Origin of the sequence: Citrobacter sp. HN-141, from assembly GCF_033341895.1 — a bacterium.
GTDB lineage: Bacteria > Pseudomonadota > Gammaproteobacteria > Enterobacterales > Enterobacteriaceae > Citrobacter.
Map to the genome: position 1 here is coordinate 1 of NZ_JAWPBF010000017.1, position 14,121 is coordinate 14,121.

Consider the following 14,121-nt stretch of genomic DNA (forward strand, 5'->3'; position numbering starts at 1 on the left):
GAAGTGAAACGCCGTAGCGCCGATGGTAGTGTGGGGTCTCCCCATGCGAGAGTAGGGAACTGCCAGGCATCAAATAAGTGAAGAAGCCCATCCTGACGGATGGGCTTTTTTGCGTCTGTGCGGGGTGAAAACCGCCGGATGCGGCATCCTGTCTTATCCGGCCTACAGCTGAATGTATTTTGTAGGCCCGATAAGCGCAGCGCATCAGGCAAGCAGGCAATACCACAGTTACTGTCTTACCCATTGCGTAACAAAATCAGTAAGTTGCTGTATATCGTTGATATCTAACAATGGAACATCCACCGCCAGCGGAACATCACTGGCAACCGCGATAACATATTCATCTATCGCCAATTCTTCAGGACTGTGCCCGCAACCTTCACGAAAAAGCAGGATCTTCGCGACAGGTTCATGCTTAAAGCCTTCAACAAGCACCATATCTAACGCCGAGGTATCCATCCGGCTAACCAGATAGGCCAGGTCCAGTTCGGGCTCTTCAGGTGTTTCAACCATTAACGCCCAACGCTGTTGGCTGGCAACCAGCGTTTGTGCTGCTCCGGCTTTACGTAGCTCATAGCTATCCTTGCCTGGCCTATCGACATCCATATCGTGGTGTGTATGCTTAATCAATCCGGGACGAATGCCTCTGGCGCACAGTTCCGGGATAAGTTTTTTGAGCAGCGTGGTTTTCCCCGTACCGCTCCAGGCCGCAATAGCGAGTAATGGGATCATGATTTAGCCTGCCATCTGGCGAGTTCTTCGGGGGTGTTCACGTTTACGAACGCATCTTTATGATCGCTGAAATCGACAGCATGGCCGCCAGCCAGACGCATAAAGACCATAACGCGTCGTTCACCAGACTGAAGATAATCCTGCAGCAAAGGCTGCATAGAGCGGTGCATTAGCGCGATGGTTGGGTGATCTCTTTCCCCATCATGCACCCAGACAACCGGTGCAGCTTTGCGCTGCTCTTTTAAACGAGCGACCAGATCGTGAGGAATATAGGGCATATCGCACGGGCAAAACAGAAACCACTCCCCCGTTTGCTGCAGGAATACCGATAGCATCCCGGCTAGTGGGCCAGGGAAATCGGCCAGGGAATCGGGAATAACTTTCAGGCCGCTTTGCTGGTATATATCCCGGTGGCGATTGGCATTAACCACCACGGTTTCGACCTGCAAAGCGAGAATGTCGGCCACATGCCGCCAAAGAGGTTTACCGTCCAGTTCAAGCAGACCTTTATCGGTTCCACCCATCCGTCTGGCTTTACCGCCAGCCAGCACAACCCCTGTTATTGCACTATCCAGAATCACTGATATCGCCTCTTTTAATGTGGGATTGACCCTGCTAACGTATCTGTATTGAGCCTAAGGAGCACAACCATGAAATGTAAACGTCTGAATGAAGTTATTGAACTCCTCCAGCCTGCCTGGCAGAAGGAACCCGATCTTAACCTGATGCAATTTTTACAGAAACTGGCGCAAGAGTCAGGTTTTGACGGCGAACTGGCGGATTTAACTGATGACATTCTGATCTATCACCTGAAAATGCGTGACTCAGCGAAGGATGCAGTCATCCCAGGTATTCAGAAAGATTATGAAGAAGATTTTAAAACGGCACTTCTACGCGCACGTGGCGTAATTAAAGAGTAAAAGCTTGTAATCGCCGCCACCGAAAGCGCTGCGAAATGATATCCTGAATCATTCGTAGTATTTTCCGGATGATGGGATGAACGACAACGCTTTTAATTTCCAGACGCTACACCCGGATACCATCATGGATGCACTGTTTGAGCAGGGGATCCGGGTGGACTCCGGGCTTACCCCACTTAACAGCTATGAAAACCGTGTCTATCAATTCCAGGACGAAGACCGTCGGCGCTTTGTCGTTAAGTTTTATCGCCCTGAACGTTGGTCTGTCGATCAGATCCAGGAAGAGCACCAGTTTGCTCTGGAACTGGTAAGCGATGAAGTCCCAGTAGCTGCGCCGTTGGTACTGAACGGCCAAACGCTGTTAAGCCACCAGGGTTTCCATTATGCGATCTTCCAAAGCGTCGGTGGACGCCAGTTTGAAGCCGACAACATCGATCAGATGGAGGCGGTGGGGCGCTATCTCGGACGTATGCACCAGACCGGATGCAAGCGTACTTTTGTCTTCCGCCCAACGATTGGCCTTGAAGAGTACCTGACTGAGCCGCGTAAAGTTTTTGAACACGCACAGCTTATCCCATCAGGGCAAAAAGCGGCTTTCCTGAAGGCAACGGATGCGCTTATCGCGATTGTTACCGAACGCTGGCATACGCGTTTTACCACGTTACGCCTGCACGGTGATTGTCATGCCGGTAATATTCTGTGGCGCGATGGCCCGATGTTTGTCGATTTAGATGATGCCCGCAATGGTCCGGCTATTCAGGATTTATGGATGCTCCTCAATGGTGATAAAGCTGAACAACGCATGCAGCTAGAAACCATTATCGAGGCTTATGAAGAGTTTAGTGAGTTCGACACCGCTGAAATCGGACTGATAGAACCTTTACGCGCTATGCGTTTAGTTTATTATCTTGCTTGGCTAATTCGACGTTGGGCTGACCCTGCGTTCCCAAAAAACTTTCCGTGGTTAACCGGGGAAGATTACTGGCATCGTCAGACCGCGACCTTTATTGAGCAGGCAAAAATTCTGCAAGAGCCCCCCTTACAATTAACGCCAATGTATTAATCGGAGAAACTTGAACATGAAAAAAATATGGCTGGCGCTGGCTGGTATGGTCTTAGCTTTTAGCGCATCGGCAGCGCAGTTCCAGGATGGTAAACAATACATCACCCTGGAGAAGCCTGTTGCGGGTGAACCGCAAGTGTTGGAGTTCTTCTCCTTCTACTGCCCGCACTGCTATCAGTTTGAAGAAGTGCTTCACGTCTCTGATAATGTGAAGAAAAAGCTGCCGGAAGGCACCAAGATGACCAAATACCATGTCGAGTTTCTCGGGCCTTTGGGCAAAGATCTGACGCAGGCATGGGCTGTTGCTATGGCACTGGGCGTTGAAGATCAAGTGACTGTGCCGTTGTTTGAAGGGGTACAGAAAACGCAGACTGTTCAGTCTGTTGCTGATATCCGCAAGGTCTTCGTCGACGCAGGTATTAAAGGTGAAGACTATGATGCGGCATGGAATAGCTTCGTGGTGAAATCACTTGTTGCCCAGCAGGAAAAAGCGGCAGCTGACTTGCAGCTGCAGGGCGTGCCGGCGATGTTTGTTAATGGCAAATATCAGGTGAACCCGCAGGGTATGGATACCAGCAGCATGGATATCTTTGTACAGCAGTATGCTGATACTGTGAAATTCCTGGTAGGTCAGAAGTAAAAGAAAAAGCCGGTCACAGACCGGCTTTTTTATGTGAGGCTTTAATCGCATTTAATTGTGTATCTTTCTCGCTCCAGAGCATGTTCAGCCACTGCTGGAACCGACGTTTAAATCCCTTATCGTTAACGTAATCACCGTGCAATTCTTCGCTAATCGGCTCGAGATTCACTCGTACGACAATACGTGTCAGCTTGCCGCTGAGCATATCGTAGAAAGGATGACGGCTATTTTCTGGATAACACAGCGTAACGTTCAGCAATTTATCGAACTGTGACCCCAGAACGTTTAGCGCCATTGCAATGCCTGCCGCCTTGGGCGGAAGCAGATTGCTGTACGGTGAACGGGTTTGCTGACGCTTCTCGTCCGTAAAACGTGAGCCTTCGACAAAATTCACAATTGTTGTCGGATGTACGCGAAATTTCTCGCAGGAACGGCGCGTTGTTTCCACATCTTTACCGCGTCGTTCCGGGTGGCGGAGCAGATAGCCACGCGAATAGCGTTTCATAAACGGCATATCCAAAGCCCAACACGCCAGACCAATAAAAGGGACCCAGGCCAACTGCTGCTTGAGGAAGTATTTATTCATCGGGATGTGTTTACGGAACAGAACACAAAGTACAACGATGTCGGCCCAACTGTAATGATTACAAATGAGCAGGTACCAGTTTTTCTTGCTAAGACCTTCCAGCCCTTCGATATCCCACTTTAATCGTGGATTAAGGTGCAGCAGTAGAGCCAGGCCTTCACACCAGCAATACATCATGAAATTACAGAAGACAGAAACCTTGCGCCAGACGACAGGAATGGGCAAAAGGAGTTTTACAACCCCTGCAAGGATGATCGGCACAGAACAAAAAATCGTGACCAATATGGTCAATACGATACTCAGCAACAGCGTTATCGCAGCGAGTATTCTCGTCATAATTAAATTATTCAAAAGGTTAGCCATAGATAGTGCGCTAAATAAGGCGCAAGGGGCTGATTTTATCAGAAAACGAACCAAATGATGGATCTTCGCTGAATAGAAAAAAAGGTAATATCTATCCACATCCAGATATAAGCTGAAAAAATGGCATAAAATTCCACTTATCAGCGTAATGCAATGAAAAATATAACAAATTATTATGATTTATAAATTCTGTTGCTGTAGCTAAAGGGCTGAAAATTATTTATTCACAAAGTTATCCACAGCACGCTTTGCGAGCAACGCAGAAGATCTGCAAAAGTTTTTCGACAAATGCGGCGAAAAACTCATGTTTTCATCCCGTCTGTGGCATCCTTTACCCATAATCTGATAAACAGGCACGGACATTATGGTTCAGATCCCAGAAAACCCACTTATCCTTGTAGACGGTTCATCTTACCTGTATCGCGCATACCACGCGTTTCCTCCGCTGACGAACAGCGCAGGAGAGCCTACTGGTGCGATGTACGGCGTCCTCAACATGCTGCGTAGCTTGATTCTGCAATATCAGCCTACGCATGCAGCGGTGGTATTCGACGCTAAGGGTAAAACCTTCCGTGATGAATTATTCGAACACTACAAGTCGCACCGCCCGCCTATGCCGGACGATTTACGTGCGCAGATTGAGCCTCTACATGCGATGGTAAAAGCGATGGGGCTGCCATTGCTGGCGGTTTCAGGCGTGGAAGCGGACGATGTCATCGGTACGCTGGCACGTGAGGCAGAGAAGGTGGGGCGTCCGGTGCTGATTAGCACCGGCGATAAAGATATGGCTCAACTGGTGACGCCGAACATCACCCTCATCAACACTATGACTAATACGATCCTTGGTCCGGATGAGGTCGTGAATAAGTACGGTGTTCCGCCTGAACTGATCATTGATTTCCTGGCGCTGATGGGTGACTCCTCCGATAACATTCCAGGCGTACCTGGCGTGGGTGAAAAAACGGCTCAGGCGCTGCTTCAGGGCCTGGGTGGGCTGGATACCCTCTATGCGGAATCAGACAAAATAGCAGGGCTGACCTTCCGTGGTGCCAAAACCATGGCAGGCAAACTCGAGCAGAATAAAGAAGTGGCGTATCTCTCGTATAAGCTGGCTACCATCAAAACGGATGTTGAGCTGGAATTAACCTGCGAGCAGCTGGAAGTGCGCCAACCAGCAGCAGAAGAACTGCTGGGCCTGTTTAAACAGTATGAATTCAAGCGTTGGGTTACTGACGTTGAAGCTGGTAAATGGCTACAGGCGAAAGGGACAAAACCGGCAGCTAAACCGCAGGAAACCATCGTCGTCGATGAAACGCCTGAGGAAGCTGCCACGGTTCTCTCGTACGATAACTATGTGACGATTCTGGACGAAGAAACGCTGGTAGCGTGGATTGCAAAGCTGAAGAAAGCTCCCGTATTCGCCTTTGATACAGAAACTGACAGCCTGGATAACATCTCCGCGAATCTGGTTGGCCTCTCCTTTGCCATTGAGCCAGGTGTGGCTGCGTATGTTCCTGTCGCCCATGATTACCTGGATGCCCCCGTTCAGATTTCTCGTGAACGTGCGCTGGCGTTACTGAAGCCACTGTTGGAAGATGAAAAGGCGCATAAAGTTGGGCAAAATCTGAAGTACGATCGCGGTATCCTGGCAAATTACGGGATTGAACTGCGCGGCATTGTCTTTGACACCATGCTCGAATCCTACATTCTTAACAGCGTCGCAGGCCGACACGATATGGACAGCCTGTCAGATCGCTGGCTGAAACATAAAACGATCACCTTTGAAGAGATTGCCGGGAAAGGTAAAAACCAGCTGACCTTTAACCAGATAGCACTGGAAGAAGCCGGGCGTTATGCCGCAGAGGATGCCGATGTTACGCTTCAGTTGCATCTGAAGATGTGGCCAGAACTGCAGAAGCACAAAGGGCCGCTAAACGTCTTCGAAAATATAGATATGCCGTTGGTCCCGGTTCTGTCGCGCGTTGAGCGCAACGGTGTGAAAATCGATCCTGCTGTATTGCACAAACACTCAGAAGAGCTGACGTTGCGTTTGCATGCGCTGGAGCAAAAAGCGCACGAGATTGCCGGAGAAGCGTTTAACCTCTCTTCAACCAAGCAGCTGCAAACGATTCTGTTTGAAAAGCAGGGTATCAAGCCGCTGAAGAAAACACCGGGTGGTGCGCCGTCAACGTCGGAAGAGGTACTGGAAGAGTTAGCGCTGGATTATCCGTTGCCGAAAGTTATCCTGGAATATCGTGGGTTAGCAAAACTGAAGTCGACCTACACGGATAAGCTTCCGTTGATGATCAACCCAAAAACCGGGCGTGTGCATACCTCATATCACCAGGCTGTCACGGCGACCGGACGTTTGTCTTCAACCGATCCTAACCTGCAAAACATCCCGGTACGTAACGATGAAGGTCGTCGTATTCGCCAGGCATTTATTGCGCCAGAAGACTACGTGATTGTCTCTGCGGATTACTCGCAGATCGAGCTGCGTATTATGGCGCATCTCTCGCGTGATAACGGCCTGCTTACCGCGTTTGCCGAAGGAAAAGATATTCACCGTGCAACGGCGGCAGAAGTTTTTGGTTTACCGCTCGATTCAGTGACCAGCGAACAGCGTCGTAGCGCAAAAGCTATTAACTTTGGTCTGATCTATGGCATGAGTGCTTTCGGTCTTGCTCGTCAGCTGAATATTCCGCGTAAAGAAGCACAGAAGTACATGGATCTCTACTTCGAGCGCTACCCTGGCGTGCTGGAATATATGGAACGGACGCGTGCACAGGCAAAAGAGCAAGGTTACGTTGAAACGCTCGAAGGGCGTCGCCTCTATTTACCGGATATTAAATCCAGTAATGGCGCTCGCCGTGCCGGTGCAGAACGTGCTGCAATTAACGCTCCGATGCAGGGTACTGCCGCAGATATTATTAAGCGGGCCATGGTTGCCGTGGATGGGTGGCTGCAAACAGAGCAGCCGCGCGTGCGCATGATCATGCAGGTACACGATGAACTGGTGTTTGAAGTGCACAAAGATGACCTGGAAAGCGTGTCGAAAAAGATCCATCAGCTGATGGAAAATGAGACGCAAATTGATGTGCCATTGCTGGTGGAAGTCGGTAGTGGTGAGAACTGGGATCAGGCGCACTAAGGGTTTACTGAATAACGCGCTTTTTTCGTAACTAAGCAACATAAGATAGAACTTTTTGTGATGTCCATTAGAAATCCCTATGTCGGGAATGAAAAAAAATTACAAAAAGTGCTTTCTGAGCTGCTCAAAAAAGAGTAAAGTTATTCACGTAGGGTACAGAGGTAAGATGTTCTATCTTTCAGACCTTTTACTTCACGTAATCGGATTTGGCTGAATATTTTAGCCGCCCCAGTCAGTAATGACTGGGGCGTTTTTTATTGTGCGAAAGAAAAGTTTTGCACATGCTCGTAGGCCGGATAAGACGCACAGCGGCGCCATCCGGCATATCCGTGGATTATTCCCCGTCCTGCATCTCTTCAACCGGTGCCAGCTCACTAAACCAGCTATCCAACTTCTGACGCAGTTTATCCACGCCCAGCTTCTTCAGTGATGAAAATGCTTCAACCTGCACATCGCCATTAAACGCCAGCACCGCTTCACGCACCATGTTCAGCTGTGCTTTCCGGGCACCACTGGCCAGCTTATCTGCTTTAGTCAGTAGAACCAGAACCTGAACGTTGCTCTCAACAGCCCACAGGATCATCTGCTGGTCGAGATCTTTTAGCGGGTGGCGAATATCCATTAATACCACCAGACCCTGCAGGCTCTGGCGTTTTTCCAGGTATTCAGCCAGTGCGCGCTGCCATTTACGCTTCATCTCTTCCGGGACTTCGGCGTAACCATAACCTGGCAGGTCGACCAGGCGTTTACCGTCCACAACTTCAAACAGGTTGATGAGCTGAGTACGGCCTGGTGTTTTAGAGGTACGCGCCAGACTCTTTTGATTGGTCAGGGTATTTAGTGCACTGGATTTGCCTGCGTTGGAACGGCCAGCAAAAGCCACTTCGATTCCCGTATCGGAAGGTAAATGGCGAATATCAGGCGCACTCATCACAAAATGCGTCTGTTGATAATTCAAGTTAGTCAACGTGGTCGTCTCCATCAATCAAGGCTTTGCAGCGATTATACCTGAACACCAGCAAAAGACTGGTTTTTCGACGCGTGGCCAGTGTAAGTAAAAACCTCGTGCTTTGTGAGACATTGCCGATAGTATCTATGCGAGATGACAGAGCAAAAAACAATATAATACATATAAATCATATAATTATATTTTATTGGCGTTCTGATTAATGGAAACTGTTACCTGGCTTACTTGTGCGTTTACCTTAAAAAGGTAAAGTAGTGTCCATAGCGAGGAAGCTGACAGGATAGACGACTCAGGATGAGGGTCAGGAGCGCCAGGAGGCGAAGACACAGGATTGTCAGGAAGACAAACGTCCGGAGACGTTAGTATAAGGAAATGGAAACAACACGGAATGTTACAGGCTAAGGGAAAAACAGGGTGTGTTGATAGCCAACATGGATTGTAGAGCCCGTAAGGGTTGAGAGTCAGGAAAAAAGGCGACAGATTACTCTGTCGCCTTTTTTCTTTATTTCTGCTAGATTCCGGCGCAATTATATACTGAATAAAAACAGCCAAAGACGAATCATGATGAAACCAACTTCTACACCACGCGGTAAAGGTCCTGCAAAAGCGCGTCGTAAAACACGCGAAGAAATTAACCAGGAAGCTCGCGACCGTAAGCGCCAGAAAAAACACCGTGGTCATGCGGCAGGTAGCCGTGCGTCCGGTAGTGATGGCGCATCAGGTGGCGGAAACCAAAACAAGCAAAAAGATCCTCGTATTGGCAGTAAAACCCCCATTCCATTGGGTGTGACCGAAAAAGTCACCAAACAGCACAAACCGAAAAGTGAGAAACCTATGCTTTCACCACAGGCTGAGTTGGATTTACTGGAAACGGATGAGCGCCTGGATGCGCTGCTGGAGCGTCTTGAAGCAGGAGAAACCCTGAGCGCGGAAGATCAGTCCTGGGTTGATGCCAAGCTGGATCGCATCGATGAGCTGATGCAAAAGCTGGGTCTTTCTTACGATGACGAGGAAGAAGACGAAGAAGAAAAGCAGGAAGACATGATGCGCCTGCTGAAAGGCGGCAACTAACGGTTTTACACCGTGGGTCTTCCCGTCCTGCTTATAACCCTTCCGGTTATATGTTATCTGGTGTGGTTATTCGTTAAACTACAGCGGTTGTCGCGGCGACAGAAGTGGCTGCGCAACCGGCTTATCACCCGCACTGGGGTTAAGCCGGTACGCCGTACCCGCCAGAGACGCCATCGGAAGGAGTGAGCATGTCTGAACAGCTAATAGACTGGGACCTGGCCCTGATCCAGAAATATAACTATTCCGGGCCACGATATACCTCGTACCCGACCGCGCTGGAGTTCTCTGAAGACTACGGTGCAGAAGCGTTTTTGCACGCCGTGGCGCGTTACCCTGAGCGCCCACTTTCGTTATACGTCCACATCCCGTTCTGCCATAAACTGTGTTACTTCTGTGGCTGCAACAAGATTGTGACGCGCCAGCAGCATAAAGCCGATCAATACCTCGATGCCCTGGAACAAGAAATTATTCACCGCGCACCGTTGTTTTCTGGACGGCATGTCAGCCAGCTGCACTGGGGCGGCGGTACGCCAACGTACTTAAATAAAGCGCAAATCAGCCGCTTAATGACGCTGCTGCGGGCTAACTTTCAGTTTAACGCGGATGCCGAAATCTCGATCGAAGTGGATCCGCGTGAAATCGAGCTGGATGTTCTCGATCATTTACGGGCTGAAGGATTTAATCGCCTGAGCATGGGGGTGCAAGACTTCAACAAAGAAGTTCAGCGCCTGGTGAACCGTGAGCAGGACGAGGAATTTATCTTTGCGTTACTTAACCATGCGCGTGAGATCGGTTTCACCTCGACGAATATCGACCTTATTTACGGTCTGCCAAAACAGACGCCGGAAAGCTTTGCTTTCACCCTGAAGCGGGTGGCGGAGTTGAATCCAGATCGTCTGAGCGTCTTTAACTATGCGCACCTGCCAACGCTTTTCGCAGCCCAGCGTAAGATCAAAGATGCTGACCTGCCCAGCGCACAGCAAAAGCTGGATATCCTGCAGGAAACCATCTCTTCACTAACCGAAACCGGCTATCAGTTCATTGGCATGGATCACTTCGCTCGTCCGGACGACGAGCTGGCCATTGCCCAGCGTGAAGGTGTTCTGCATCGGAATTTCCAGGGCTATACCACCCAGGGTGATACCGACTTGCTGGGGATGGGCGTATCCGCCATCAGTATGATTGGCGACAACTACGCGCAGAACCAAAAAGAGCTGAAGCACTATTATCAGCAGGTTGATGAACAAGGGAATGCTCTGTGGCGCGGTATTGCGCTGACCCGCGATGACTGTATTCGTCGGGATGTGATTAAGCTGCTGATCTGCAATTTCCGCCTCGACTATGCCGCGGTGGAACAGCAATGGGATTTGAACTTTGCGGATTATTTTGCTGAAGACCTGAAGCTGTTGGCGCCACTGGCGAAAGATGGGCTGGTGGATGTGAATGAGAAGGGAATTCAGGTTACGCCGAAGGGGCGCCTGTTGATCCGTAATATTTGCATGTGCTTTGATGCTTATCTACGCCAGAAAGCGCGGATGCAGCAGTTCTCTCGGGTGATTTAATGACGTTGTCCGGTGGCGCTTTGCTTACCGGGCCTACACGTCGCGATAACCTGTAGGCCGGATAAGCGTTAGCGCCATCCGGCGCGCCTTCAGCTAAACAGCCCAACCAGCGCAGCGCACAGTACTGCGGCAACCGCGGTTTGTGGCGTGTGGCTGTCGACTGAGCCGCTCGATAGCAGATTAATGATTGATTCCAGCATAATGACTTCCCCCCGTTTGCCGGGCACGATCATACTTAACTCATCGGAACAGTAAAGCGCAAAATAGCAGCAATTTGCGCTCAATTATCAATCTTTACACAGTGACTTTTCGTCACTCCATTCCGAGTTCTTTTAACTTACGTGTCAGGGTATTACGCCCCCAGCCGAGCAAGCGTGCCGCTTCCTGTTTATGTCCCTGGGTATGACGCAGCGCGGTAGTCAACAGCGTGCGCTCCAACTCTGGTTGGGCCTCAGAAAGCAAGTTTTGATGACCGGAGCGTAATGCCCGATCCGCCCACTGTGCCAATAGCGTTGCCCAACTATCCGGCTGCATATGCGATGGCGCATCGGGCACGCTGGCTTCAAACAGTTCGGCCGGTAAGTCCTGAATCAGTACTTCCTGCCCGGCGGCCATTACGGTTAACCAGCGGCAGGTGTTCTCAAGCTGACGTACGTTACCCGGCCAGGCCAGACGGGTGAGCGCAGCCTCGGTTTCCGGGTGTAATTGTTTGGCTTCCACCCCCAGTTCGCGGGCGGCCTCCTGCAGGAAATGACGCGCCAGGCGGGGGATATCTTCCCGACGCTCACGCAACGGGGGCAAATGGACGCGAATTACGTTCAGACGGTGGAATAAATCCTCACGGAATTTGCCTTCCTGCACGCGCAGTTCCAGGTTCTGGTGGGTGGCCGCGATAATCCGAACATCCACCTTTACGGGGGCGTAACCGCCAACGCGGTAAAACTGTCCATCGGCTAATACGCGTAATAAACGCGTCTGTACGTCCAACGGCATATCGCCAATTTCATCGAGGAACAACGTACCGCCGTCGGCCTGTTCAAAGCGTCCCTGACGAATGGTATTCGCCCCGGTAAACGCGCCTTTCTCATGACCAAACAGCTCAGATTCGATCAAATCTTTCGGGATTGCCGCCATGTTCAGCGCGATAAACGGCGCTTTGACGCGCGGGCTATGACGGTGCAACGCATGGGCGACCAGCTCTTTACCGGTCCCAGACTCCCCGTTAATCAATACGCTGATTGAAGATCGGGACAGGCGGCCAATAATGCGAAAGACGTCCTGCATTGCTGGCGCTTCGCCGATGATGTCGGTTGTGGGGCCGTTAATCTGAACATTACGCGGCTGCTGCTGTTCCTGATAATGGCTGATGGCACGCTCGACCAGCGCCACGGCTTCATCAATATCAAAAGGTTTGGGCAGATAATCAAACGCCCCTTGCTGATAGGCGCTGACGGCGGCATCCAGATCGGAGTGCGCGGTCATTATGATGACCGGAAGCATCGGATGCCGCTGTTTAATCTGTTTTAACAGCGTCAGGCCGTCCATACCCGGCATACGGATATCCGACAACAGCACGTCCGGCGTCTTGCTGGCCAGCGCGTCCAGTACCTCTTTACCACTTTCAAATGTGGTACAGCTTAGCCCTGCCCCTGCGAGCGCACGTTCAAGCACCCAACGGATGGAACTATCGTCATCAACGACCCAGACTATTCCTCGTTGCATAAACGTCACCTTATTTCCTGATAGGCAGGTAAACCGAGAACTCGGTATGACCCGGCCAACTGGTAAATTCAATTTTGCCGGAATGTTGATCAATCAAATTACGGGCGATAGATAATCCAAGCCCGGTACCGCCTTCGCGACCGCTAACCATTGGGTAAAACAGCGTGTCCTGCAAATGTGAGGGAATACCCGGGCCGTTATCCTCTACATCAATTCGTGCTGCCAGACGGTAACGCATGCCGTGCAGCGTGAGCTGAAACGCGGTGCGGGTGCGCAGAATAATTTCTCCGCCTTCCGGTCCCAGCGCCTGAAGAGCATTACGCACGATATTCAGCAGAACTTGTTCTATCTGATCCGGATCGTGCAGCAGTTCTGGCAGGCTAGGGTCGTAATCACGAATCAGCGTGACGTTTTCGGGGAGCTCCATCGACACCAGCGCCACCACGCGCTCCGCCACTTTGTGAATGCTTTCCGTGACGTGCATACCCGGCTGTTGTGGCCCCAGCAGACGGTCGACCAGATTACGCAGGCGGTCCGCCTGTTCAATAATGACTTTGGTATATTCGGTCAGCGCCGGGTCCGGAAGCGCTTTACTGAGAAGTTGCGCCGCACCGCGTAATCCGCCCAGCGGGTTTTTAATTTCATGTGCCAGACCACGCACCAGATCGCGGGCGGCAATCTGCTGGGCGTGCTGGAGCTGTTCCTGACTCAGACGGCGCTGGTTATCCATAGGGGCCATCTCCAGCAAGATAAGGCCATCAGGCAGCCTCTGAGCGGTCACAGAGAGGATATGTGAGTGGCTGTCTATCACCAGCGTCACTTCGTTATCCGTAAAGCCCTGGCCTGCTTCCAGGCTCTCTCGCATCAGTCCGATGTTTAAGGAGAAATAACTCAACAGATCGGGAAGCGGTGTACCAAACAGTTTGCGGGAGCTTTGGGCGAGCAACTGCTGTGCCGCCGAGTTGGCGTAATGTACAGCCAGCTCATCGTCGACAAGTAAGATGCTGTTGATTAAAGAATTGAGGATCTGCCCAGCATCGGGCAGCGTGCCGGTTGCCATTCAGCAGTCTCCTGAAAAGTGTTGCACCAATTTAGTGCATTATAGCTTTTTACATCAAAAAAGCGCGAAAAAGCAGGTTGTTAGTGGAGAAAAAAGCCCATCCAGAGATGGGCTAAAAGTTCCACGGCAACTAAAACCTTCGTCTTTCTCCCTACAGCTGTGTTGGCTGCCTTCGCTCACCCCAGTCACTTACTTATGTAAGCTCCCGGGGATTCACTCAATTGCCGCCTTGCTGTAGCAAGAAATCCATTGGTTATTACATCCTCTGCACGTTTTTATGTGAG

Annotated in this window: 14 protein-coding genes and 1 pseudogene; 8 read left to right on the plus strand and 7 right to left on the minus strand. The window is 50.7% G+C overall.

Annotated elements, in window-relative coordinates; all coding sequences use genetic code 11:
- Nucleotides 1-228: 228 nt before the first annotated feature.
- Nucleotides 229-732 carry a molybdopterin-guanine dinucleotide biosynthesis protein MobB gene (mobB, locus tag RYZ59_RS18955; RefSeq protein ID WP_137381402.1) on the minus strand — a complete coding sequence of 168 codons (504 nt, stop codon included), beginning with the start codon at nt 730-732 and terminating at the stop codon, nt 229-231.
- On the minus strand, nt 729-1,313 hold the full coding sequence (gene mobA / locus RYZ59_RS18960) for a molybdenum cofactor guanylyltransferase MobA (protein WP_318050108.1): 585 nt from the start codon (nt 1,311-1,313) through the stop codon (nt 729-731). Before mobA ends, mobB begins: the two co-directional genes overlap by 4 nt.
- Nucleotides 1,314-1,382: 69 nt before the next feature.
- Here mobA and RYZ59_RS18965 point away from each other — a divergent pair, with 69 nt between their 5' ends.
- The 3 genes from RYZ59_RS18965 to dsbA all read left to right on the plus strand — a co-directional run bounded on the left by RYZ59_RS18965 (nt 1,383) and on the right by dsbA (nt 3,355).
- The gene (locus RYZ59_RS18965; protein WP_003028616.1) at nt 1,383-1,652 is read left to right on the plus strand and encodes a YihD family protein; all 270 of its coding nucleotides are present in this window, start codon (nt 1,383-1,385) and stop codon (nt 1,650-1,652) included.
- A 76-nt stretch (nt 1,653-1,728) separates the two neighbouring features.
- The gene (locus tag RYZ59_RS18970) at nt 1,729-2,715 is read left to right on the plus strand and encodes a serine/threonine protein kinase (protein WP_202037286.1); all 987 of its coding nucleotides are present in this window, start codon (nt 1,729-1,731) and stop codon (nt 2,713-2,715) included.
- A gap of 16 nt (nt 2,716-2,731) precedes the next feature.
- The gene (gene dsbA, locus RYZ59_RS18975; protein WP_137381405.1) at nt 2,732-3,355 is read left to right on the plus strand and encodes a thiol:disulfide interchange protein DsbA; all 624 of its coding nucleotides are present in this window, start codon (nt 2,732-2,734) and stop codon (nt 3,353-3,355) included.
- A gap of 13 nt (nt 3,356-3,368) precedes the next feature.
- On the opposite strand, the gene RYZ59_RS18980 is transcribed toward dsbA, so the two are convergent.
- Nucleotides 3,369-4,232: an acyltransferase gene (locus tag RYZ59_RS18980; RefSeq protein WP_318050234.1), complete on the minus strand. Its 864-nt coding sequence runs from the start codon at nt 4,230-4,232 to the stop codon at nt 3,369-3,371.
- On the opposite strand from RYZ59_RS18980, the gene RYZ59_RS18985 reads away from it, so the two are divergent.
- The gene (locus RYZ59_RS18985; protein WP_318050241.1) at nt 4,117-4,362 is read left to right on the plus strand and encodes a hypothetical protein; all 246 of its coding nucleotides are present in this window, start codon (nt 4,117-4,119) and stop codon (nt 4,360-4,362) included. The two genes, RYZ59_RS18980 and RYZ59_RS18985, sit on opposite strands and share 116 nt — an antisense overlap.
- A gap of 306 nt (nt 4,363-4,668) precedes the next feature.
- A complete protein-coding gene (polA, locus tag RYZ59_RS18990) occupies nt 4,669-7,455 on the plus strand; it encodes a DNA polymerase I (RefSeq protein WP_318050111.1) in 2,787 nt (928 codons plus the stop codon).
- Nucleotides 7,456-7,789: 334 nt separating this feature from the next.
- On the opposite strand, the gene yihA is transcribed toward polA, so the two are convergent.
- Complete coding sequence (gene yihA / locus RYZ59_RS18995; protein WP_103771976.1) at nt 7,790-8,422, minus strand: ribosome biogenesis GTP-binding protein YihA/YsxC; 633 nt, start codon at nt 8,420-8,422, stop codon at nt 7,790-7,792.
- Between the two features lie 254 nt (nt 8,423-8,676).
- On the opposite strand from yihA, the pseudogene RYZ59_RS19000 reads away from it, so the two are divergent.
- The 3 genes and pseudogenes from RYZ59_RS19000 (at nt 8,677) to hemN (ending at nt 11,055) form a co-directional block, all read left to right on the plus strand.
- A pseudogene (locus tag RYZ59_RS19000) lies at nt 8,677-8,880 on the plus strand (hypothetical protein).
- Between the two features lie 106 nt (nt 8,881-8,986).
- Nucleotides 8,987-9,493, plus strand: coding sequence for a Der GTPase-activating protein YihI (yihI, locus tag RYZ59_RS19005; protein ID WP_318050236.1), 507 nt, complete (start codon nt 8,987-8,989; stop codon nt 9,491-9,493).
- A 188-nt stretch (nt 9,494-9,681) separates the two neighbouring features.
- Entirely contained in the window at nt 9,682-11,055 is a 1,374-nt protein-coding gene (gene hemN / locus RYZ59_RS19010; RefSeq protein ID WP_202037283.1) for an oxygen-independent coproporphyrinogen III oxidase, read from the plus strand.
- A gap of 89 nt (nt 11,056-11,144) precedes the next feature.
- Here the strand turns inward: hemN and RYZ59_RS19015 are convergent, their stop codons facing one another.
- From RYZ59_RS19015 to glnL, 3 genes are all read right to left on the minus strand, one after another.
- Nucleotides 11,145-11,255 carry a YshB family small membrane protein gene (locus tag RYZ59_RS19015; RefSeq protein ID WP_086523820.1) on the minus strand — a complete coding sequence of 37 codons (111 nt, stop codon included), beginning with the start codon at nt 11,253-11,255 and terminating at the stop codon, nt 11,145-11,147.
- Between the two features lie 112 nt (nt 11,256-11,367).
- Nucleotides 11,368-12,777 carry a nitrogen regulation protein NR(I) gene (gene glnG / locus RYZ59_RS19020; RefSeq protein WP_318050115.1) on the minus strand — a complete coding sequence of 470 codons (1,410 nt, stop codon included), beginning with the start codon at nt 12,775-12,777 and terminating at the stop codon, nt 11,368-11,370.
- Nucleotides 12,778-12,787: 10 nt separating this feature from the next.
- Nucleotides 12,788-13,837, minus strand: coding sequence for a nitrogen regulation protein NR(II) (gene glnL, locus RYZ59_RS19025; RefSeq protein ID WP_318050117.1), 1,050 nt, complete (start codon nt 13,835-13,837; stop codon nt 12,788-12,790).
- Nucleotides 13,838-14,121 lie beyond the last annotated feature (284 nt).

Excerpts from the sequence above, each read along its gene's own strand:
- mobB (WP_137381402.1), bottom strand. The coding sequence starts at position 732 with ATGATCCCATTACTCGCTATTGCGGCCTGGAGCGGTACGGGGAAAACC.
- RYZ59_RS18965 (WP_003028616.1), top strand. The coding sequence starts at position 1,383 with ATGAAATGTAAACGTCTGAATGAAGTTATTGAACTCCTCCAGCCTGCC.
- RYZ59_RS18970 (WP_202037286.1), top strand. The coding sequence starts at position 1,729 with ATGAACGACAACGCTTTTAATTTCCAGACGCTACACCCGGATACCATC.
- dsbA (WP_137381405.1), top strand. The coding sequence starts at position 2,732 with ATGAAAAAAATATGGCTGGCGCTGGCTGGTATGGTCTTAGCTTTTAGC.
- RYZ59_RS18985 (WP_318050241.1), top strand. The coding sequence starts at position 4,117 with ATGAAATTACAGAAGACAGAAACCTTGCGCCAGACGACAGGAATGGGC.
- polA (WP_318050111.1), top strand. The coding sequence starts at position 4,669 with ATGGTTCAGATCCCAGAAAACCCACTTATCCTTGTAGACGGTTCATCT.
- yihI (WP_318050236.1), top strand. The coding sequence starts at position 8,987 with ATGAAACCAACTTCTACACCACGCGGTAAAGGTCCTGCAAAAGCGCGT.
- hemN (WP_202037283.1), top strand. The coding sequence starts at position 9,682 with ATGTCTGAACAGCTAATAGACTGGGACCTGGCCCTGATCCAGAAATAT.
- RYZ59_RS19015 (WP_086523820.1), bottom strand. The coding sequence starts at position 11,255 with ATGCTGGAATCAATCATTAATCTGCTATCGAGCGGCTCAGTCGACAGC.
- glnG (WP_318050115.1), bottom strand. The coding sequence starts at position 12,777 with ATGCAACGAGGAATAGTCTGGGTCGTTGATGACGATAGTTCCATCCGT.
- glnL (WP_318050117.1), bottom strand. The coding sequence starts at position 13,837 with ATGGCAACCGGCACGCTGCCCGATGCTGGGCAGATCCTCAATTCTTTA.